This window comes from Alkalihalobacillus sp. MEB130, from assembly GCF_032335535.1.
In the GTDB taxonomy this organism is placed as follows: domain Bacteria; phylum Bacillota; class Bacilli; order Bacillales; family Bacillaceae_D; genus Halalkalibacter.
Map to the genome: position 1 here is coordinate 189,153 of NZ_JAOANA010000005.1, position 15,797 is coordinate 204,949.

Below are 15,797 nucleotides of genomic sequence, written 5' to 3' on the forward strand. Positions count from 1 at the left end.
GATAATGAATTCTCAAGCAAAAGCGATGCTACTCTCCTATATAGCCGAAAAAAACGCTACAGGAAAGCCATTCCCCCCCATAGCGTTTTTTTGTATTATTTCATTATAATTATATTCCTAACGAAATATACTTCGTTTCGAGAAATTCTTCGATTCCATGATGTCCACCTTCACGTCCTAAGCCACTTTCCTTAAATCCACCAAAAGGAGCCTGTGCGACAGCTGGAATTGCATCATTAATCCCAACAATACCGTACTGCAATTCTTCACTCACCCGAATTGCATTCGAAAGATTTTCAGTATATACATAAGCAGCCAAACCAAAACGAGAATCATTCGCTCGTTTGATCACCTCATCTATTGAATCAAAAGAAGATACAGGTGCAACTGGCCCAAACGTCTCTTCGTTCATACAAGTCATTTCATCTGTTGCATTAGCAACAATTGTAGGTTGATAGAACAATCCAGATATGACCTCTCCACCAACCAAAACATCTGCGCCTTTCTCTTTTGCATCATGGACTTGTTTTCTCACTTTAGCAATGGCTTCTTCATTAATTAACGGTCCGATGTCAGTACCCGCTTCTAACCCATCCCCCACTACTAACCTATTCACTTTTTCCGTGAAAACTTGTAAAAAGGGCTCCATTACATCTTGATGTACATAGATTCGATTTGCGCAAACGCATGTTTGACCAGCATTCCGGAATTTTGAAGCAATCGCACCGTCTGCAGCTAATTCTAAGTTTGCATCTTTCATCACAATAAAAGGAGCATGACCTCCTAACTCTAATGAAAGTTTTTTAACGGTATCCGCTGCCTGCCTCATAAGCAACTTCCCAACTTCAGTAGAACCAGTGAAGGTTACTTTCCTTACGCGTTCATCGCTCATCCATGCCTCGCCAATTTCTTTCGGATCGCCGGTTACCACATTAATGACACCAGCTGGAATTCCTGCTTTTTCAGCAAGCTTAGCTAAATAAAGAGCAGTTAATGGCGTTTGTTCAGCGGGTTTAATGACCGCTGTACATCCAGAAGCTAATGCCGGTCCTATTTTTCTTGTTATCATAGCAGCAGGGAAATTCCACGGGGTAATGGCAGCAATGACCCCAACTGGTTGTCTATGAACAAAGAGTCGTTTATTTGGAACAGATGCTGGAATCGTCTCCCCATAAATGCGCTTTCCTTCTTCAGCATACCAAGAAAGAAAACTATTGGCATAGGCTACTTCACCAAGTGCTTCTTTTAATGGCTTGCCTTGTTCAGCTGTCATCAATTTTGCAATTTGTTCTGCTTCCTGTTGAATCAATTCATGCCATTTCATAAGAAATTGGCTTCGTTCATTCGCTGTTAAACGAGACCATGTTGGGAACGCTTTATAAGCTGCTTCAACTGCACGAGTTGCCTCTTTTGTTCCTCCCTTTGGAACTTGCCCAACTAATTCACCTGTTGATGGATTTATCACATCGATTTGTTCATTAAGTGTAATCCATTCTCCATCAATTAATAGCTTCCAAGTGCTCATAGTACTTTCCCTCCCTAGCAATGATGATTTTCGTTCGTGCCTATACCTTTATTTACCATAGATTAGTAGACAAATCAAGAAAACCTCTTAACCACGGATGCTTTTTCGGAATACAACCAAAAAAAACGATGCCAAAAGTGATCGCTTTTTTGGTTGGGTATTTATCAATTGTATCTTATTTCGTTTGTTCTACTTTTTTAATTGATTGGCCACGCTGCATACCATACAACCTGCTTTTTGGCTCATAAACGGTTTGTGAAGGCCAAAGTCCGTGAGTTCCTGAAATAATATAACTTAAAAGACAAGCAACAAAGAAGTATTCTATCCCTGCGCCATCAAACATTTCAACCGCTAATAAAAACCCAGCGATTGGGGTATTTGCCCCACCTGTAAAGGCAGCAACCATTCCAATTCCAGCTAAAAAAGACAAAGGTAGATCAATGAGCCCATACAACGAGTTCCCAAGTGTCGCCCCCATAAAAAATAAAGGAATTGCTTCTCCACCAACAAAACCGGTACCAAGAGTCACGGCTGTGAAAATAAGTTTAGCTAGAAAAGCAAACGGCGGTACCTCCTCAACAAAAGATTGCCCTAACATATCTAACCCACGCCCATTATAATCCGTTGTCCCTAGAAGGATCGTAAGAAATACTATAATTACGCCACCAATAAAAGCTCTGAGACGGTGATTTTTCTTTGTGTATTTTTCAGATATTTTTTGTATTCCATGCCTTAATTGACAATAAAAAAGGCTCACTAGACCAAATATACAGGCCAAAATAATGACTTTTCCGAATGTAAGAATTGACAATTCTGGTACGGATTGAATAACAAACGTCTCATGCTCTACACCCCATGTTTTTTCGGCTATGTAATGACCAATAAAACTTGATACTAGACAAGGGATAAATGCCTCATATTTCATTTTGCCTACTGCGGTCATTTCCATTCCAAACACAGCTCCTGTAATTGGTGTTCCAAATGCCGCACCAAATCCAGCACTAATCCCGCTCATTAGCAAAATTTTCGTGTCGACTATATTGACCTTAAACCATTGATTAACAGCTTCAGCCACACTTCCTCCCATTTGAATGGCAGCCCCTTCTCTTCCTGTAGACCCCCCAAATAAAACAGTCAAAAATGTCCCTAGATAGACCAAAGGCCCTAGCCTCTTTACCATTTTTGATTTAGCATGGACTCCCTCTATAACAAGGTTGTTCCCTTTGTATAAATCATTGCCCGTATTTTTGCCGAGCTGCATATATAGCGATCCTAGCAAAATTCCCGCAAGAGGCAAAAAGTAAATGAACCAAGAATGATTTTCTCGAGTGTTTCCTAAAAAATCATTCGTCTTTAATAAAACAGCTGTAGTTGTTCCTACTATAGCTCCAATAAGACACGCAGAAAAAATCCAGATAGTAAGAGTTTTAAATCGTTTGAAATTATTCATTAAATTTATTCCTTCCCTCCCTCATTATAAATAGATCGATGGAGCTTTTTATGTTTGTTCTTCTTCACTTTCCGTAAAAAAGATGGTTTGCTTTATTCAATTCAGTTCATTCTCTTATATTTTGATAATCTTGAGAAATCGATCCAATTTTTTTATAAAAAAAGATGCTTCACTTCTTTAATTTAAGAAGCAAAGCATCTTTTTATTTTCATTCCGTAATAGGTTTACATTCCAAATACATATGTTACAACAAGTATAGAAGCAATCACTCCCACAATGTCCGCTAATAAACCAACTTTAAGAGCATCGCCCATTTTCTTAATCCCAACTGCTCCAAAATAAACTGTTAATACATAAAAAGTTGTATCTGTACTGCCTTGCATCGTCGAGGCAAGCCTACCTATGAAAGAGTCTGGCCCGTAAGTTGCAATTAGGTCCGATGTCATACCTAAAGCACCCGTTCCTGAAATCGGACGAATCATCGCAAGTGGGACAATCTCTGAAGGGACACCAATTGCTTGCAAGGCTGGTTTCATTAATTCAATAATAAAGTCCATAGCACCAGAAGCGCGAAAAACAGAAATGGCAACCAACATCCCTACTAGATAGGGGATGATAGAAATTGCCATGTCAAACCCCTCTTTTGCTCCTTCTACAAACGTTTCATAAGTCGGTACCTGCTTGTACGTTCCATACATAAGAACAAACGCGATTAAGGCAGGAATAAACCAAATGGAAATGACCGTAATCCATTCCATCTAGACACGCCCCTTCCTCACCCGTCTAAAGTAAAAATACCTATCTATTAATAATGCACCAATAGTAGAACATGTTGTAGCCACTAAGGTCGTCCCAACAATCTCAGTAGGTGAGACAGAACCATAACTCATCCGTATTGAAATAACAGTAGTTGGAATTAGGGTAATACTAGCTGTATTTATAGCAAGCAACGTAATCATTGAACGACTCGCAGAATCTCGTCCACCATTTAAGTCTTTCAGTTGCTGCATCGCCTTAATTCCCATTGGTGTTGCTGCATTTCCTAGTCCAAAGAGGTTTGCCGTCATGTTAGATAATATATACCCCATTGCAGGATGATTAGGTGGCACTTCCGGGAATATTCTTGTAGCGATTGGGCGCATTAATTTTGCCAAAGCCTTTAAAAGTCCTCCTTCTTGAGCAATTCTCATTAACCCAAGCCAGAAGACAAGGATGCTAATCAAGCCTAGACAAATAGTAACAGCATCCTTAGCCCCTGCAAAGATAGCTTCGTTCACTTCTTCCATACGTCCATTTGCTGCACCAAAAGCAATTCCAATAACAAGCATGGCCACCCAAATTTTATTAATCAACGTTACTCACCCCAATAGTGAAAGAGAAAAGGTCAAGAAAGCGAGACCAAAATCCTTGTTTCTCTTCTATTTCTGGCGGGTCATAAAGCAGCGGAACTTGCCCAATAACTTCATTATTAATAAACCATTCAATCTTCCCTACTGGCTGTGGAGGTATATACTCCACTTTCCTCTCATCAGTAGGTGGTTTATATAATGTAATTTCTTTTGACAACCCACCTTGTTCAGACTGCGTTAATGGATAATGAAATGAATAAGGGGCATACACTTGATCTTTATAAAATTCATCTTCAATGTCTTTGATCATGCCTTGTTCCAATAATAATTCTACGTCATACGTATCAAATGCCCAATTAAATAAATTCATATGATCATGCCAATCGCTTGGGGCGTTTAATGTTACAGCAATTAAATTCTCGTCTTCTTTAGTGGCTGTAGATACGAGAGTCCGTTTTGCACGTTTGGTATAACCTGTTTTTCCACCAGTTGAATATCGGTATAATTCTGTTAGTAATCGGTTTTTATTTTGCCAAACTCGAATTTGTTCGCCCTCTGAACGGTAGCTTTTCGTCGAAGCAATTTCACGATACATTTCGTTATCCATTGCATGTTGCGTGAGTATGGCCATATCATAAGCACTTGAAAAATGATCTTCATGATCATCTAATCCATGTGGGTTTTGAAACATCGTATTAACCATACCGATTTGCTCAGCTTTTTCGTTCATCATATAGACAAATCCCTCAAGACTTCCTCCTACATGTTCTGCAATAGCTACGGCAGAATCATTGCCACTGCGGAGCATTAGCCCATAGACAAGATCTTTTAATTTGATTTTTTCTCCTGCACGCAAATAAATTGATGAACCTTCAGTCCCTTCTGCTCTAGTGGTGACCGTTACGGTTTCATCCATCTTTCCTGATTCAATCGCTAGAATAGCAGTCATGATTTTTGTAATACTTGCTATTCTTAATGGCGTATGTTCGTTTTTCCCGTATAAAACTCGACCTGATTCCTGCTCAATGAGGACAGCGGCTTGCGCAGAAACAGAGAAATTTCGTTGCTCTGCAAGTGTGTTCATTGGCAACATCGGAATCATTAGTAATGCAGTGATCAAAATAAGTCCAAGTTTTTTTCCCATTTTCAGATCCCCGTCCTGTCTTTATAATGTGATCTCTTGATGCGACACTTTAGTGCCTGTCTTTTTCATTCTCTTATTAGCCAAGTCTATGCAGGACAACCAATGATATGACAGGAACGTACTCAATTGACAGAAGAATCCGTTTATCTTTGAAAAAATAGGAAAGAATAACTCGAAGATTTGACTAAGAGAGGACGTTGCATGATGATTTTAGAGTTAATAACGGTATTAGGACGGATTGTTACCCTTTTCCCTCTGTTACTAATTATGACGTTATATATGGGAAAGAGATCGATTGGCCAAGTCCCAATATTTGATTTTTTAATCTTTGTCACGCTAGCTAACGTGACCGGTGCAGACCTTGCTGATCCATCTGTAGATCATATTCATACAGCTTTTGCTATTGTATCCATTGCTTTCTTCCAAAAAGCTGTTGCAAAAGCCACTTTTAAGAAACGCAAGTTTGGCAAAATGATAACGTTTGAACCTATTGTTGTTGTCAAGGAAGGTAAAATGTTAGTGGATAATCTAGAGTCAATCCAATACTCTGTTGACAACATCCTTCAGATGCTTCGTCAAAAAGATATTTTTGATATCGCTGAAGTGAAAATTGCTGTCGTTGAAGCAAACGGAGAATTAACGGTAAAAAAGAGGCCTGAAAAATCTTCTCCTACGATCGAAGATTTCGGATTGGACCAAAAAGCCAGTGGTATGTCCTATCCTGTTATTATCCAAGGTATGATTCAAGAGGAAATATTAAAAGAGCTAAACGTAACAGCAAAATCCCTTCGTGAACGTTTGCAAAACGAAGGGATTATTCGTATCGAAACTATATTCCTTTGCACAATGAATGACGAGGGGCAACTTCATTTAGCTTTTACAAGAAGAGATGAAACGTATCAAAAAATTCAACACTAGTTACCTTTGGTAAAAGGTGACACATCATCGTGTACTTTTTTCATCTGTTCTACACACCATTTGTACCTTTGTTTTGCTTGAGGATTTTCTGTATCTAAACTAAATGTTTCCAAACTGGCAATTACACTTTTTATATTAGCTTCGAGCATAGGCAACTCCGTTGATTTGGGAACTTGCATTTTATCATTAAATAAATCAATGGTTAGTTGACCGTACTCATCAATTTGTGCCATAAATACATTTTCTAAAATGGCATTCTTCTTTTCAAGCTCTGTTTTTAACCATTCTTGATTTAGTCCTCTAGTTGCTAAAGGCTCTGTTAAAATTTTCCCATCCATAATAACAGTTTCAGGTTCTTTAATAGGTGCAACTTGATGATTCAGCATTTTTGCTGTTATAGGTTGTTGCTCTTTTTTTACAAGTACATTCAATTCACCATTACCCTCTAATACGGCAAATTCAACATCAGCAACCTGAAACACTTGTTTGGCTCTAAGTTTTCGTAATAATTCGTCTGTCGTTAAGTGCTGTTTTTTCATATTATCTTCAAGTATTTTTCCATCCTTCATAATAGGAATGCCTTTTCCATAAATCACAGACCGGAAAGAGGCATTCATTACACTTAAATATGCAATACCTATGGCAGCACCAGCCCAAACTAAAATGGCCACTAATAGATGACCGATAGGAATAGCTAACTGGATGGAACCGATTGCTAGTATAACAGCGATTGAGGCAACCAGACCAAACTCTAAGTGTGATGTTTCACCAATTGGTTTTCTTACATACATTCTTGCAATGGCAATTAATAATAGAAAACCAACAAAACTCCGTATTGCCACCTCAAGCCATCCAGGCATTTAGAACCCTCCTTTATTGTTGTTGATATGTCGGTTCTTCAAATTCCACTTGACCTTTTCGTTTTTGAATTTCTTGAATAACCGTTCTCGTTTTCAGTGCACTTTGATGGAAAGCTTCACGCGCTTTTGGTTCTTTTGTTTTCAATGCAAGTGAAGTTAATGTTGCATCAATAGACTGGAGGGAAACAAGCAATCCTTGAATTTTACTACCAACTGTCATAATTGATTCTCCTTATCCTTTTGGTTTGAAAACAAGTGAAGCAATAAATCCAAATATAATTGCAGCTGAGATACCTGCACTTGTCACTTCAAAAATTCCAGTTAACACACCTACTAACCCACTTCTTTCAGCTTCGGCCATTGCTCCATGTACGAGAGAGTTTCCAAAACTTGTAATCGGAACCGTTGCTCCTGCACCTGCAAAATCAATTAAAGGTTCATAAAGTCCTATTCCATCTAATACTGCACCAGCAACGACTAGTGTACTCATCGTATGTGCAGGAGTTAATTTCCCCACATCCATCAATAGCTGCCCGATAACGCAAATCAACCCACCTACAATAAAGGCTGAAATAAAGATCATTGACCGCCACCTCCTGCTTCGATCGAAACCGCATGCGCAATGCAAGGAATACTTTCTTTTTGTTGAAAGGACATTGGTGACAACAAGGCTCCTGTTGCGATAATTAATATTCGTTTTAATTCTCCACGCTTTATGCGATTTAATAAATGACCATAGGTAACAGAAGCAGAACAGCCGGCACCACTAGCACCAGCAAATACCGGTTGGTCTTCCTTGTAAATCATTAAGCCACAATCTTGAAACGTATCTTCAGGAAGTACTAATCCTTTTTGCTCGATTAGCTCTTTTGCTATTGGTAATCCGACCTGTCCTAAATCTCCGGTAGCCACTAAATCGTAATGATCGGCAGGAAGGTTCCGATCTCGAAAATGAGATACAATGGTATCTGCTGCAGCTGGGGCCATAGCACCTCCCATATTAAAAGGATCTGATAAACCCATATCAATTACTTTTCCAATGGTAGCAGAAGTTACGACAGGACCATCTCCAACATTTGAAATTAAAGCTGCTCCTGATGCTGTAACCGTCCATTGAGCAGTAGGCGGCTTTTGACCACCATATTCGGTTGGATATCTGAATTGTTTTTCTGTAGCCGCATTATGACTAGAGGCAGCTGCGACAATTCGTTCCGCCCCCTTAGCATTTATAATAAAGGAGGCAAGCGCTAATCCTTCCATAGACGTAGAACAAGCACCAAACAATCCGAAATATGGAATAGCTAACGTTCTACTAGCAAAACTGGAGGGTGTAATTTGATTAATCAAGTCGCCTGCAAACATAAATTGAATATCTTCTTTCCGTAGTTCTGCTTTTTCAATTGCACGTGATATAGACTCTTCCACCAATACCTTTTGTGCTTTCTCATAAGAATCTTGTCCTAGCCATAAATCTTCGTGCAACAAATCAAAGTCATCTGCTAATGCGCCATTTGCTTCAAAAGGACCACCTACGGTTCCGGTGGACAATATGACAGGTTTGTTTTCAAACTCCCATGTTTGATGACCTTGTAACATCTTATAACCCTCCCCATTGGATGAGAATTGTTTTAATAATTGCAATAAAGAAAGCAGCAACTGTGCCAAATACAATAACAGAACCAGCTAATTTGAAAATGTTCCCACCAACACCAAGAACATATCCTTCCGTCCGATGTTCGATTGCAGCTGAAGCCACAGAATTAGCAAATCCTGTTACAGGAACCGCCGTACCTCCTCCTGCAAACTGCGCAATACGATCATACATACCAAAACCCGTTAATAACACAGAAATGAAAATTAAAGTAGCAACGGTAGGGTCTCCTGCTGTTCTTTGGGTAAAATCAAAAAAAGTATAGTAAAAAACATGAAGCCCTTGTCCAATTAAACAAATGAATCCCCCTACAAGAAAAGCACGAATACAATTTTTTCCGACAGGTCGTTTTAATTCATGTTTCTTTTGCAACTTCTGGTATTTCTCTTGTGCAGGAGTTACATTTTTCTTTTTGCTTGAGGACATCTACATCACCCCTTTTATCCTTTCATCATATCTTTAAGTTTATTTAGCTGTTCTTGTAACCGTTGTTCACTAATCGTTTTATTTTTCAATTCTGTTTCTAGCTTTTCTAACTCCATGAAAATTTTCTGATCTGTAGACAAAAATACAGTTGCATCTGGATACCGTTTCTTTACAGAATCATATCCATACTTTCTTATTTCTTTTAGTCTAAACCGATCAAAATGCTTCACTCTCGGTGCCAAGTAGATAGTATTTTCGTTGTCAGAAACACCTTTTATTTCAACTACTTCTTCCATTGACAGAACAATCTCTTTTGCCTCATCAGCTTGACCTTGATCAATGATTGCATTCTCGGATAACTGCATTGGTCTTACATCTGGAGTGGCCCCTGTGAGATTTTGACAACCTGAAACCAAGCATAGAATGACCATTCCTAACAGGCTTCTTTTCATTGTTCTCCCCCTTTGCTAATATGTAGAACTAGGGTGACTCATAAGCTTGAGTCACCCTAATTAGAAGCTTATTACTGTTTGTATTGTGGCTCTTCCTGTTCAATTTGTTGTAAACGCGGTTCTAACCCATCTACAATGGTTTGAGTTTGCTGAGCTGCTTGCTGAAACAATTGTTTCGCTTGTTGATTATCGGTATCTAGAGCAAACGTTTCTAAACTTGCTTGAGCACTCTTTAATCCAGCTATCGTTTGCTTAAATTTCGTTGCTACCGTCATGACCATCCTCCTAAAATATTGTAATGTTAGAATAAGTAATTAGCGCTTATCTATGAGAAGCAATTATTGTCAAAACCATAAATGGCTTGACATTAGAAAAGGGCTAAGTCTTTTCGTGTATTAGGGTAATCCTATTTCCTTTAATTATTAACAACAATAATTAACAAAAATATAAAGCATTTTTTTTTATGTGCTACACTTTAAACATAGTAATGAAAGAGGACGATTTTCACCTTTTTCAATATCTTTGAAAGGATGGTTTTTATCATTACATATATTTTTTATGTCCTTATGGTTTTTCTCGTTGTCCAATTAGGCATACTTCAATATTCACAATTAAAATTAAGAAAAGAAATGAAAATCATAAATGAGCGTTTAGAAAAGGCAACGAATCATTCAACAGCTTTCTCTGAATATATATTTGCTAAGCAGATGGATGAAAAAAAAGCTCATGTTCTCATCCTCGCTCATCAAATACGTGATGCTGTAGCTAAACAACAAACGGCTATTCACGCAAAGATAATAGAAGAAACACCTCAACACCATAATCTCTCTAATGAAGAGATAGCTACGTTATTTACAGCTGAGAAAGCTGTCATCATTCAAAAATTGTGGAGTACATACGAAACGTATTTACACACACATTGGTTGACCAAAAATGGCACCATAAAATCGGTATTCCGCGGAAGACCTGATGATATAGATTCGGAAGTTGGCTCCCTTCATCATTCATCGAAACTTCTCCTTAAACAACTTGACCACTGGCTTACTCAATTAAATTCCTCCTCATAAACTCCCCTTTGTTCGTTCACACTAAAAGATAATGTGATCACGAACAAAGGGGTAGTAGTGTGAATACGAACTTTCTTTCCTTGACGTTAGAACTCTTTGTCGGTTTTTTTGCTCTACTGGTTATGACCAAAGTGCTTGGCAAAAACCAAATTACACAACTAACGCCGTTCGATTTTATTTCTGCTCTCGTCCTTGGTGAACTTGTTGGGAATGCGATATATGATAAAGATATTGGTCTTCACTATGTACTTTATGCTGTCTTTGTTTGGGGATCATTAATTTATACGATTGAAATGATTACGCAAAAATTGCGTGAGTCAAGACCTTGGTTAGAAGGAACACCATCATTAATTATTTCACAAGGAAAAATTCAATATGAGGAATTGAAAAAAAACAAATTGGATTTAGATCAATTGCTACATCTTTTACGTGATAAAGGAGTCTTTTCGGTACGCGAAGTTGAGTACGGCATTCTTGAAACGAACGGTGCAGTAAATGTGATGCGAAAGCAGCAGGTCGATTTCCCAATAAATCGAGATTTGCAAATCCCGGCAAAACACGTGCATTTGCCAGTTTTACTTATTCTCGATGGAGAAATTATAGAAGAGGGGCTTTCTAAGCTTAACAAAGAACAATCATGGCTTCTAAATGAATTGTTTGAAAGAGGGATTTCTGGCCCAAAGGCAGTCTTTTTTGCTGAGTGGCAAAATGGAGAAGGATTTGAAATTCAAACGTACTAGATATGGATGGTGAACATGATGAGAACATTGCTCATATACGCCTTACTTGCTTGTATGTTAGTAGGATGTCAACAAGAGCGTCCTGAAGGAGCTACCTTAGCTCAATCATCAGATAGAGGAACGGTTGAACAAAATAAGAATGTTATTGTTGTTGTGATTGATTCAATGACAAAAGCTGTCGTTGAGGCGGGAATGGATCGTGGCGCCCTTCCAGCTTTGTCCTTCTTAGCAGAACGTGGTCAAGTTTATCATGACCTTGTCGCTCCGTTCCCTTCGATGTCTGTAGCAATTGAAAGTACTTTAGTAACAGGTGCTTCTCCAAGACAACATAAAGTACCAGGCTTAGTATGGTATGATCCTGATGGAGATGTTATTGTTGATTATGGATCGACTTTATCAAAATATTGGAAATTGGGAATTAACGATACATTAATGAATACACTTGTGCATTTAAATACGAACCATTTATCTTCAGAAGTTAGTACAATATATGAGGACCTTAAAGAAAAAGGTAGAACAAGTGGATCCGTTAATCTCCTCGTTTATCGTGGAGACAAGACGCATCGCCTAACAGTTCCATCTTATATGAAGTCTCTTTTACACTTACCAGATAAAATGGAAACAAAAGGTCCAGATCTCCTTGCATTTGGCCAAGCCGTTAAACCAAAAGCACTTCAAGGAGCTAGTTTAGACGAAAGTATGTATCAAAAGTTTGGGTTAAATGATTCATACTCTTCCAAAGTGACGAGAAAACTGATTCAAAAAAATGAGCAACCTGATTTTCTAATGGTTTTCTTTCCTAATTATGATAAAGATGCTCATTATCACGGACCTGTAAGTCCTGAATATTTTGCAAAAACGGATGGATATTTACAAGATATTTTAGGTGCATATGATAGTTGGGACGAAGCACTTGAAGAGAACATTTTCGTCATTATGGGCGACCATGGCCAAGATCGTTTATCTAATAAAAAAGAAGAAGCAGCAATCGAACTTGAACCATTACTAGAACCTTACAATGTAGCTCCTCTTATGGATGAACCTAGTAGCGGGGATATTGTTATCGCAAATAACCATCGCTCTGCTTATTTATATGCAACAGCACCCGATCTTCAATTTATTGACATTGCTGAAAAACTTTCTCATGATGCAAGAATAGATCATGTAGCATGGCTAGATGGAGAAGACCTTATTCTTTTCCAAGTGGGTGAAGAAGATTATCTTCGTATTCGTGAAGGAGGAAATTGGAGGGACCCTTATGGCCAAACTTGGTCAATCGATGGAAATGAAAAAATAGCTGACATCAAACGTAACGATGAAGACTCTCTTATTTCCTATGGTGATTATCCAGATATTTTTCATCAATTGTATAGTGCTCTTTACAGCCATTCTGAAACAATGATTGTTACAGCGAAGCCAGGATATACGTTAAAGTCGGAAGGAGCCCCCGTTCATAATGAAGGTGGAGAACATGGAGGCTTGCATAAAAACGATACGATTACTTCCATGATTGTTGCCGGTACGGATCAAAAGTTAGATGACCGAAGAATGGAAGCTTTAAAAGAGTATTTTCTCGAGCTTTTTAAATAATAGGTATCACAAAGGTGTCCAAGAGTGCATTTAGACTTTTTCGGACACCTTTTCTAATTATTATTAGAGCTATTTTGTATAAATTACTTATACGTTTCCCATCTCAATTGACGAGCCTCAAGATAACGCTTTTCCACTTCCTGCCAATGAACAACATTCCACCAATTCTTTATATATGGCTTACGTTCGTTCTTATATTGTAAATAATACGCATGCTCCCACACATCTAAAACTAATAACGGCACAATATCTTGCTGACTTAAGTTTTGATGTTTTTCTGCTTGTAATATTTCTAAACGGTGCGTTCTTGGGGACCAAACTAAAAGGGCCCAACCAACTGCTTCGACCTCTTCAGCCGCCTTAGAGAAATGCTCTTTCATTTTGTTAAAGCTTCCAAAATCTCGATTAATTTGTTGAGCTAATTCTCCACTTGGTTGGCCTCCGCCACGTGGACTCATAATATGCCAAAAAATCGTATGAAGATAATGTCCAGCCCCATGAAACGCTGCTTCTCTTTCCCAATGTTTAATTAAATCATAGTCATTTTTTCTCCTAGCTTTTTGCATTTCTTTTTCTGCTTTATTCAAACCATCAACATAACTTTGATGATGCTTATCATGATGGAGACGCATAATCTCTTCAGCAATATAAGGCTCTAACGCATTATATGCATACGGTAGAGGCGGTAACTTATGCCCCCCAATCGGGACCGGATCCAAAGCCACTTTTTCTGCTGCTTCGGAACGAACAGGGACTAATTCGACCCAGCTTTCATAAACCTCAGACGCCAATTCATCCAAATATCCCTGATTATTGGTCCGTAGGTCGCTTGGGTGTTCACATTCATTAAGTAGAGTAATTAATGAGTTCGTAAAAGGTTTGATTTTGTTATAACTGACTCTTGCTTCAATCTCTGAACCATATTGATTCCAAATGTTCTTTACCTCTTTGGCCCAATCATAAATTGATTTTTCTTGTGTATTCACACTCATTCCTCCTCGATACATTGCAGTAACGTTCTATACTATGTACGGTAGGCGTAACTGTGTGTTTGTTCGCATAAAATTATATAACGACTTGCATTATTTGCTTGATTGCCAAAAATATAAATATAAAAAAAACAGAGTAACTCTACTCTGTTTCCAACGTCTCTTCAAATTTTCTAAAAAAGAGATCAGCCTCATCTTCAAGTGATTGCTCATCAACATTTTCAGGTAAAGGGGGCAGTTCCGTTAATGAGTTTAATCCGAAATGATCTAAGAAAAACTTCGTCGTTCCATATAAAATAGGACGACCTGGTCCCGGCGCTCGATCAACTTCCTTAATTAACAATTTAGATGAGAGGTTGTGGATCGCTCTATCTGATTTTACTCCTCTAATCTCATCGATTTCCATTCTCGTAATCGGTTGGCGATACGCAACAATGGCTAACGTTTCTAGAGCAGCTTGAGATAGACCTGAGTGAAGTGGAGAGGCAGCTAACTTTTTAAAATAGGGAGCATGTTCCGGCCTCGTCGTTAATCGAAAGGCACCTGCCATTTCAACAATTTGTAACCCGCGCTGTTGTTCCTTGTACAGTACTTGCAGTGAGGAAATAGCATCGTGAATCGTTTCTACATCAATATCTAAAACAGACGCGATATCCTCTCCCGTTAATCCCTCATCACCTACTACAAATAGCAATCCTTCCATCGCTGCTTGAAGTTCTTGAATCGTCAATTGTGAACTCCCTCCTCTGTGCTGAAAATCATGATGTCAGAAAAATTTTGCGCTTGTTCACAGCGGATGGTTTTCGTCTTCATTAATTCCAAAATAGCCAAAAAACTAACAACAACATGTCCACGCTCAGGAACCGGAAAAAGCTCATCGAAACGACAAAAACCATTAAATTTCTGCGTTAACTCCTTAACGATTTCCTGCATCCGATCCTCAATCGAATACTCTTGGCTTTTAACTGTCGTAGTTCTTGGTGCCTTTAATTCTTTTCGTTTCATTAATTTTTGGTACGCACTCAACATATCGAACAAAGAGACACCCGAAATAGCAATGTCTCGTCTTTCTTCCTCCGAAATATAGGGGTCTAAGTCTTCAGGAGGACGTGTATGGACGAGACTTCGCTCTTGTTCTTTTTCCTTTAATTCGGTAGCAGCTTCTTTATACTTTTTATATTCAATTAACCGATACATTAATTCCTCTCTAGGGTCCTCTTCTTCTTCCATCTGCCAATCATCATCAAAAAGCTCCTCCTCTTGCTTTGGGAGAAGCATCTTGCTTTTAATTGCTAGCAAGGTTGCGGCCATCACTAAATACTCACTTGCGATGTCAAGTTCAAGATCCTGCATAGCGTGAATATAGGCTAAATACTGATCCGTAATAACAGCAACAGGTATATCATAAATATCTACTTCTGCTTGATTAATAAGATGCAAAAGAAGATCAAGGGGCCCCTCAAATGTATCAAGTTTCACACTATAAGGATTCATCAAACCACCACTAGCTTAATAGATTTATTGCTAGATGAGATTATATCATACTTTTGAGTAACCTGAAAACATCACTTGTCCCTTATTTTTGTTGCTTACTATATATAGTAAAATGATTAGATCAGAAATATGGTACACTAAA

General features: G+C 38.4%; 19 protein-coding genes. 4 read left to right on the forward strand and 15 right to left on the reverse strand.

All coding sequences use genetic code 11. The features are described from left to right. Window positions 1-109: 109 nt before the first annotated feature. The 5 genes from N0O92_RS07495 to N0O92_RS07515 form a co-directional block, all read right to left on the reverse strand. Complete coding sequence (locus N0O92_RS07495; RefSeq protein ID WP_315614047.1) at window positions 110-1,525, reverse strand: NAD-dependent succinate-semialdehyde dehydrogenase; 1,416 nt, start codon at window positions 1,523-1,525, stop codon at window positions 110-112. A gap of 175 nt (window positions 1,526-1,700) precedes the next feature. After that, window positions 1,701-2,975 (reverse strand): voltage-gated chloride channel family protein, encoded by a 1,275-nt coding sequence (locus N0O92_RS07500; protein WP_315614048.1) that lies wholly within the window; start codon window positions 2,973-2,975, stop codon window positions 1,701-1,703. 224 nt (window positions 2,976-3,199) lie between these two features. Further along, the gene (locus tag N0O92_RS07505) at window positions 3,200-3,733 is read right to left on the reverse strand and encodes a spore maturation protein (RefSeq protein WP_315614049.1); all 534 of its coding nucleotides are present in this window, start codon (window positions 3,731-3,733) and stop codon (window positions 3,200-3,202) included. Continuing rightward, window positions 3,734-4,327, reverse strand: coding sequence for a nucleoside recognition domain-containing protein (locus tag N0O92_RS07510; protein WP_315614050.1), 594 nt, complete (start codon window positions 4,325-4,327; stop codon window positions 3,734-3,736). Beyond that, window positions 4,320-5,468 (reverse strand): D-alanyl-D-alanine carboxypeptidase family protein, encoded by a 1,149-nt coding sequence (locus tag N0O92_RS07515; RefSeq protein WP_315614051.1) that lies wholly within the window; start codon window positions 5,466-5,468, stop codon window positions 4,320-4,322. Before N0O92_RS07515 ends, N0O92_RS07510 begins: the two co-directional genes overlap by 8 nt. 201 nt (window positions 5,469-5,669) lie before the next feature. Here N0O92_RS07515 and N0O92_RS07520 point away from each other — a divergent pair, with 201 nt between their 5' ends. Continuing rightward, entirely contained in the window at window positions 5,670-6,386 is a 717-nt protein-coding gene (locus N0O92_RS07520) for a DUF421 domain-containing protein (RefSeq protein WP_315614052.1), read from the forward strand. Here N0O92_RS07520 and N0O92_RS07525 read toward each other — a convergent pair. The 7 genes from N0O92_RS07525 to N0O92_RS07555 form a co-directional block, all read right to left on the reverse strand. Continuing rightward, complete coding sequence (locus N0O92_RS07525; protein WP_315614053.1) at window positions 6,383-7,246, reverse strand: DUF421 domain-containing protein; 864 nt, start codon at window positions 7,244-7,246, stop codon at window positions 6,383-6,385. The two genes, N0O92_RS07520 and N0O92_RS07525, sit on opposite strands and share 4 nt — an antisense overlap. Before the next feature lie 13 nt (window positions 7,247-7,259). Next, window positions 7,260-7,466 carry a DUF1657 domain-containing protein gene (locus N0O92_RS07530; protein ID WP_315614054.1) on the reverse strand — a complete coding sequence of 69 codons (207 nt, stop codon included), beginning with the start codon at window positions 7,464-7,466 and terminating at the stop codon, window positions 7,260-7,262. 12 nt (window positions 7,467-7,478) lie between these two features. Next, entirely contained in the window at window positions 7,479-7,829 is a 351-nt protein-coding gene (spoVAE, locus tag N0O92_RS07535) for a stage V sporulation protein AE (protein WP_315614055.1), read from the reverse strand. Next, window positions 7,826-8,842: a stage V sporulation protein AD gene (spoVAD, locus tag N0O92_RS07540; RefSeq protein ID WP_315614056.1), complete on the reverse strand. Its 1,017-nt coding sequence runs from the start codon at window positions 8,840-8,842 to the stop codon at window positions 7,826-7,828. The genes spoVAE and spoVAD overlap by 4 nt, the downstream gene beginning before the upstream one ends. Before the next feature lies 1 nt (window position 8,843). Continuing rightward, entirely contained in the window at window positions 8,844-9,323 is a 480-nt protein-coding gene (gene spoVAC / locus N0O92_RS07545; protein ID WP_315614057.1) for a stage V sporulation protein AC, read from the reverse strand. A gap of 14 nt (window positions 9,324-9,337) precedes the next feature. Next, a complete protein-coding gene (locus N0O92_RS07550) occupies window positions 9,338-9,775 on the reverse strand; it encodes a hypothetical protein (RefSeq protein ID WP_315614058.1) in 438 nt (145 codons plus the stop codon). Between the two features lie 71 nt (window positions 9,776-9,846). Next, window positions 9,847-10,050, reverse strand: coding sequence for a DUF1657 domain-containing protein (locus N0O92_RS07555; protein ID WP_315614059.1), 204 nt, complete (start codon window positions 10,048-10,050; stop codon window positions 9,847-9,849). 354 nt (window positions 10,051-10,404) lie between these two features. On the opposite strand from N0O92_RS07555, the gene N0O92_RS07560 reads away from it, so the two are divergent. From N0O92_RS07560 to N0O92_RS07570, 3 genes are read left to right on the forward strand one after another with little or no spacing between them, the layout of a single operon-like run. After that, window positions 10,405-10,842, forward strand: a complete 438-nt coding sequence (locus N0O92_RS07560) for a hypothetical protein (RefSeq protein ID WP_315614060.1) — start codon at window positions 10,405-10,407, stop codon at window positions 10,840-10,842. Window positions 10,843-10,901: 59 nt separating this feature from the next. After that, window positions 10,902-11,582 (forward strand): DUF421 domain-containing protein, encoded by a 681-nt coding sequence (locus N0O92_RS07565; protein WP_315614061.1) that lies wholly within the window; start codon window positions 10,902-10,904, stop codon window positions 11,580-11,582. Window positions 11,583-11,597: 15 nt separating this feature from the next. Then, complete coding sequence (locus N0O92_RS07570; protein ID WP_315614062.1) at window positions 11,598-13,172, forward strand: alkaline phosphatase family protein; 1,575 nt, start codon at window positions 11,598-11,600, stop codon at window positions 13,170-13,172. Between the two features lie 83 nt (window positions 13,173-13,255). On the opposite strand, the gene N0O92_RS07575 is transcribed toward N0O92_RS07570, so the two are convergent. From N0O92_RS07575 to N0O92_RS07585, 3 genes are all read right to left on the reverse strand, one after another. Next, window positions 13,256-14,158: a superoxide dismutase gene (locus N0O92_RS07575; protein WP_396334477.1), complete on the reverse strand. Its 903-nt coding sequence runs from the start codon at window positions 14,156-14,158 to the stop codon at window positions 13,256-13,258. Window positions 14,159-14,303: 145 nt separating this feature from the next. Next, window positions 14,304-14,891: an SMC-Scp complex subunit ScpB gene (gene scpB, locus N0O92_RS07580; RefSeq protein WP_315614064.1), complete on the reverse strand. Its 588-nt coding sequence runs from the start codon at window positions 14,889-14,891 to the stop codon at window positions 14,304-14,306. Further along, entirely contained in the window at window positions 14,888-15,655 is a 768-nt protein-coding gene (locus tag N0O92_RS07585; protein WP_315614065.1) for a segregation/condensation protein A, read from the reverse strand. The genes scpB and N0O92_RS07585 overlap by 4 nt, the downstream gene beginning before the upstream one ends. Between the last annotated feature and the right edge of the window lie 142 nt (window positions 15,656-15,797).

Excerpts from the sequence above, each read along its gene's own strand:
- N0O92_RS07555 (WP_315614059.1), bottom strand. The coding sequence starts at position 10,050 with ATGACGGTAGCAACGAAATTTAAGCAAACGATAGCTGGATTAAAGAGT.
- N0O92_RS07550 (WP_315614058.1), bottom strand. The coding sequence starts at position 9,775 with ATGAAAAGAAGCCTGTTAGGAATGGTCATTCTATGCTTGGTTTCAGGT.
- N0O92_RS07530 (WP_315614054.1), bottom strand. The coding sequence starts at position 7,466 with ATGACAGTTGGTAGTAAAATTCAAGGATTGCTTGTTTCCCTCCAGTCT.
- spoVAD (WP_315614056.1), bottom strand. The coding sequence starts at position 8,842 with ATGTTACAAGGTCATCAAACATGGGAGTTTGAAAACAAACCTGTCATA.
- spoVAC (WP_315614057.1), bottom strand. The coding sequence starts at position 9,323 with ATGTCCTCAAGCAAAAAGAAAAATGTAACTCCTGCACAAGAGAAATAC.
- N0O92_RS07500 (WP_315614048.1), bottom strand. The coding sequence starts at position 2,975 with ATGAATAATTTCAAACGATTTAAAACTCTTACTATCTGGATTTTTTCT.
- N0O92_RS07560 (WP_315614060.1), top strand. The coding sequence starts at position 10,405 with ATGAAAATCATAAATGAGCGTTTAGAAAAGGCAACGAATCATTCAACA.
- N0O92_RS07585 (WP_315614065.1), bottom strand. The coding sequence starts at position 15,655 with ATGAATCCTTATAGTGTGAAACTTGATACATTTGAGGGGCCCCTTGAT.
- N0O92_RS07520 (WP_315614052.1), top strand. The coding sequence starts at position 5,670 with ATGATGATTTTAGAGTTAATAACGGTATTAGGACGGATTGTTACCCTT.
- N0O92_RS07570 (WP_315614062.1), top strand. The coding sequence starts at position 11,598 with ATGATGAGAACATTGCTCATATACGCCTTACTTGCTTGTATGTTAGTA.
- N0O92_RS07505 (WP_315614049.1), bottom strand. The coding sequence starts at position 3,733 with ATGGAATGGATTACGGTCATTTCCATTTGGTTTATTCCTGCCTTAATC.
- N0O92_RS07495 (WP_315614047.1), bottom strand. The coding sequence starts at position 1,525 with ATGAGCACTTGGAAGCTATTAATTGATGGAGAATGGATTACACTTAAT.
- N0O92_RS07525 (WP_315614053.1), bottom strand. The coding sequence starts at position 7,246 with ATGCCTGGATGGCTTGAGGTGGCAATACGGAGTTTTGTTGGTTTTCTA.
- spoVAE (WP_315614055.1), bottom strand. The coding sequence starts at position 7,829 with ATGATCTTTATTTCAGCCTTTATTGTAGGTGGGTTGATTTGCGTTATC.
- N0O92_RS07515 (WP_315614051.1), bottom strand. The coding sequence starts at position 5,468 with ATGGGAAAAAAACTTGGACTTATTTTGATCACTGCATTACTAATGATT.